Here is a 3870-nt window from a genome sequence, read left to right as displayed (position 1 = left end):
TGTATCGCTGCCATATCCGGTCTCCTTGATGGCGAGTATTGCTCTCAAAAGACCGGAACGAAACCGGTGCAGGTCCATTTCGGGCCAAGGCCACAACGGCCTTCTGGTGGCTGGTGCGCTTTTTCAGAGCCATCGCCCAATCTTTAAGGGGCTGACCCGGACCAGATTTCACCCGACAAAGCAGGCTATTGGCCGCCTCATACAGAACCGTGCGCAACATGCGGTCGCCACGCTTTGATATTCGGCCACCAAAATCGATGTCGCCAGATTGGTAGCGTCTCGATGTCAGGCCGATGTAAGCTCCGACAGATCGTGACCGTTTGAAGCGGTCTGGCGTGTCGATCGTCGCCACAAACGTGACGGCACTGACGGCTCCCACGCCAGGTATTGTAATCAGCCTGCGACAGGCCTCATCACTGCGCGCATGACGGGTCATCTCTTTGGTCAGGACCGCGGCCTGACGAAGCGCTTCTGTCCGCAACTTCAGCAACGGTTCGATGACTCCAGCCAGAACGGTCTGCCCTTCCAGAACTTTCCTGACCCGTTGCTCATAGGTTTGTAGATGCTTGGGCAATCTGATCCCAAAACTGGCCAGTAATCCGCGTATCGTGTTTTCCGTGTTCATGCGCATCTTGATGGCGACCTCGCGGGCGCGCAACAGAGCGCGACGTTCCTGTGCGAGGCGGCTCTTGACCTCAATCTTCTTGTAAAACCCCGTCCGGGCCAGTTCCGAGAGCATGGCCGCGTCATTCTCGTCGGTCTTGTTGTGCATCTGGCTCAGAACTGCATGAGCCTGACGCGCATCAATACAAACCATTGGAAGGCCCCTCTGGCTGAGTTCATCATACAACCAGTTCGCCATCCGGCCCGTCTCGAGGACGACACAGACGATATGTTCCATCTCCGCACCCAAAGCGCGTGCGAGGACATCCGGGTCAGTGGGTTTTTTGAAAGACGTCACGATGTCACCGCGTTCATCCCGCAGGCAAACCGCCGTTGCATCCTTCGATACATCAAGGCCAACAAAATAACGTTTCATCACAGCTCTCCTTTTTCTGATGCGGCAACTATGCACCGCCAGAGAGCGCGGATGATCAATTACTCAGAGTGATATCTGCGCACCAGACCTGGTTTGGACGGTCAATCGCCACGTTCCGTAGCAAGTATGGCCAGATCTTATGCTGCGGGTGTTTTTTGCCGGTGTTGGGCTCTTGGTCGATCGGCACCAACCGCATGAGGCGCATCAAACGGCGGACACGATGCCGCCCGCATGCGTGGTTGTTGCGCTTCATATGACGTGCCATTTGGCGCGATCCGTACCACGGCGTCTCCAGGAACTGCTGGTTCCCTCTCGGCAGATTTGTTTCACAAATCGCCTGCCGGGCAATGGATGATCGCCATAAACCGCAGGTTCTCCGCGCTCTCGCCCTTCGGCTCATAGTACAGATTCGATCGCGCCAATGTCAGCAACGCACACTGCCGACGCACACTCAACTAATTATTCTTGCTCACTATTTTTTGCCTCGCGTCCCGAGCAACTGGTGCGAGGCATCAGCCAAAAAATCCCGCTTCACCACAAGCTGGCCAATCTTGGAATGCAGCTTGTCGACTTCTGCCGCGCTGACCTGTTCTGGGGCTGCACCTCGGCGGGTAAATGCCGTCGCCATGTTCTCTATCGCCGCGCGCTTCCAGGTGCCGATTTGGGTCGGATGAACACCGTATTTCTTGGACAACTCCGCCAGCGTCAGCTCCTCGCGGATCGCTTCAAGCGCAACCTTGGCTTTGAATTCAGGCGAATGGTTCTTTCGTTTCTTCATTCTGGATCACTTCTCTCGTCATGCGATCCACCTTAACAACTGGTCCGAAATTTCGCGACCACCTCTCTGCCAGCTCAGAGAGCTCAAAAAAGAAACGAAAGGAGACATCAGCATTGACGCCATCATGACGCAGAGAACATAACAACTGGGTGGGTCAGATCTCGGTGAAAATGCCGGGTCAATTCTCAGTGGCAATCAACAGGGATGACAGAATGATTGCACCGGATTCGCGCCGCATATGGCGGCTGACACTCGGGGTTCTGCTTGGTGCGATGTTTGGCGCGGGCATGATCATGCTTTTGCTCGGGTCCTACCTGATCCGGGAATACCGGGACATGCAGGTTCAGAATGCCGCGGAATCCGGCGGGTTGTATGTCGAGGGCTTTCTGACGCCGCACGCGCATGAATTCTTCGCGTCGGGCACCCTATCGGATCACAGCAAGGCAAAGCTTGAACTGTTGCTGGCGCGGCTGCCTGTTGCCGGGCATTTCGAAGTGATGAAGATCTGGGACAAGAACATGCAAATGATTTTCAGCACCGACGGTTACGTCGAAGACGAGGATGAATATCCCCTGGACCTGAAAAAGGCGCTGGACGGTGAAATCGTGGTCGAGGTGTTTGCCGACAACGATGACCATGCCGATGCGCCGATTGCGCCGCCCTATCTGGAAATTCATGCACCGATTTATGACGTTACCAACCGCGAGATCATAGCCGTCGGAGAGGTCTATCAGGACGCAACAGGTTTTTTCCGACAGCGCGCCGTGGTGGAAGGGTCGATCTGGCTGGCGCTGGGGCTGTCGTCAGCGATCGGGCTGGCGGGGATTCTGGCGCTTGTTGCGACCCAGCGCCGCACAGACCTGCGCCACCTTGCCGCGGTCAGCGCGATCGCCGGACAGAACCGGATGCTAAGGGAGGAGGCCGATCAGGCAAGGATCGAGGCAAGCCGGACCAACGAGCAGCTTTTGAACCAGATCGGGGCGGAACTGCATGATGGTCCGATCCAGATGCTCAGCCTGATGATGCTGACGCTGGGCAAGGACGCGGCGCAAAACGGGATGGCGCCCCGCCTTACCGCGCGGGAATTGGGCACCCATGTCATGCAGGAGTTACGCGCGATTTCGACCGGCCTTGTGCTGCCCGAAATCCGCGATCTGTCGCTAGAGGAGACACTGCGTCTGGCGGTTAACCGGCACGAGGCATTTACCGGCAATACGGTCGCGGTTGCGCTTGGCGATCTTCCCGAACAGGTCGATCAGGGGCTGAAGATTTGCTGTTTCCGACTGGTTCAGGAAGGGTTGATGAATGCCCATCGCCATGCCGACGGGCTTGGGCAGCGCGTGACTGCCGCCGTATCGGACAACACCCTGTCCGTTACCATCAGCGACGAAGGGCGGGCCGACCGGCAGGCCGCCGAAGATGGGGACGGGCGCGTTGACGGGGTCGGGCTGCGCGGCGTCCGGCAACGTTTGAACGTCTTTCGCGGCACGCTGGACATTCGGCGCAAGACGGCCGGCGGCACGGAACTGACTGCCAGAATTCCGTTGTCATGACAGGCCCAGGGCCTGATGCAGCGGGGCTCTCGTTTCTTAGACGCCTTCCAATCCAAGCTGCTGTGCATTCAGTACGACTTCGACGCGGTTCCGCGCCTTCAGCGTTTTCATGAGCATGCCCATGTAGTGCTTTACGGTCTTGTCGCTCAGCGAAAGCGCTTCGGCAATCTCGAGGTTGGTATTGCCCCGCAACAAAAGGCCCAGAACCTGTTCTTCGCGGGTGCTCAGTCGCAGGGCCGCAGCACTTGCGCGGCGCAAGGACGCGGTGTGCAAACCCGATACGACCTTCGCGGCAAAGTCTGCCGTGATGTAGGTATTGCCCGCGTGAACGGCATGGATTGCCTCGATCAGATCATCCTCTGAACTGCCTTTCAGAACATAGCCCCGCGCGCCCGCTTCAAGCGCGGCAACGGCGTGATCCACCGTATCCGTCCGGTCTGACTGCCCTGCCTGCGTGATGGAGTGGGTGATAGTGTCCACCAAAGAAGTGGACATCTTGA

At 57.7% G+C, this 3870-nt stretch carries 5 protein-coding genes; 1 reads left to right on the top strand and 4 read right to left on the bottom strand.

Translation table 11 applies throughout. The features are described from left to right. From ACEN2R_RS20755 to ACEN2R_RS20745, 3 genes are all read right to left on the bottom strand, one after another. The coding region (locus tag ACEN2R_RS20755; protein ID WP_442044818.1) for an IS110 family transposase at positions 1-1039 on the bottom strand (1039 nt) is incomplete at its 3' end. A 55-nt stretch (positions 1040-1094) separates the two neighbouring features. After that, positions 1095-1439 (bottom strand): IS3 family transposase, encoded by a 345-nt coding sequence (locus tag ACEN2R_RS20750; protein ID WP_442044816.1) that lies wholly within the window; start codon positions 1437-1439, stop codon positions 1095-1097. A gap of 72 nt (positions 1440-1511) precedes the next feature. Beyond that, positions 1512-1817, bottom strand: coding sequence for a transposase (locus tag ACEN2R_RS20745; RefSeq protein ID WP_442044814.1), 306 nt, complete (start codon positions 1815-1817; stop codon positions 1512-1514). 212 nt (positions 1818-2029) lie between these two features. On the opposite strand from ACEN2R_RS20745, the gene ACEN2R_RS20740 reads away from it, so the two are divergent. Then, complete coding sequence (locus tag ACEN2R_RS20740) at positions 2030-3370, top strand: sensor histidine kinase (RefSeq protein WP_442044812.1); 1341 nt, start codon at positions 2030-2032, stop codon at positions 3368-3370. Positions 3371-3406: 36 nt separating this feature from the next. Here the strand turns inward: ACEN2R_RS20740 and ACEN2R_RS20735 are convergent. Continuing rightward, positions 3407-3870, bottom strand: a 464-nt coding sequence (locus tag ACEN2R_RS20735; RefSeq protein WP_442044810.1) for a LuxR C-terminal-related transcriptional regulator, incomplete at its 5' end; no start/stop codon positions are given.

This window comes from Pseudogemmobacter sp. W21_MBD1_M6, assembly GCF_052119585.1.
Lineage (GTDB): Bacteria > Pseudomonadota > Alphaproteobacteria > Rhodobacterales > Rhodobacteraceae > JBGQOJ01.
This window is presented reverse-complemented; position numbering and strand designations above follow the sequence as displayed.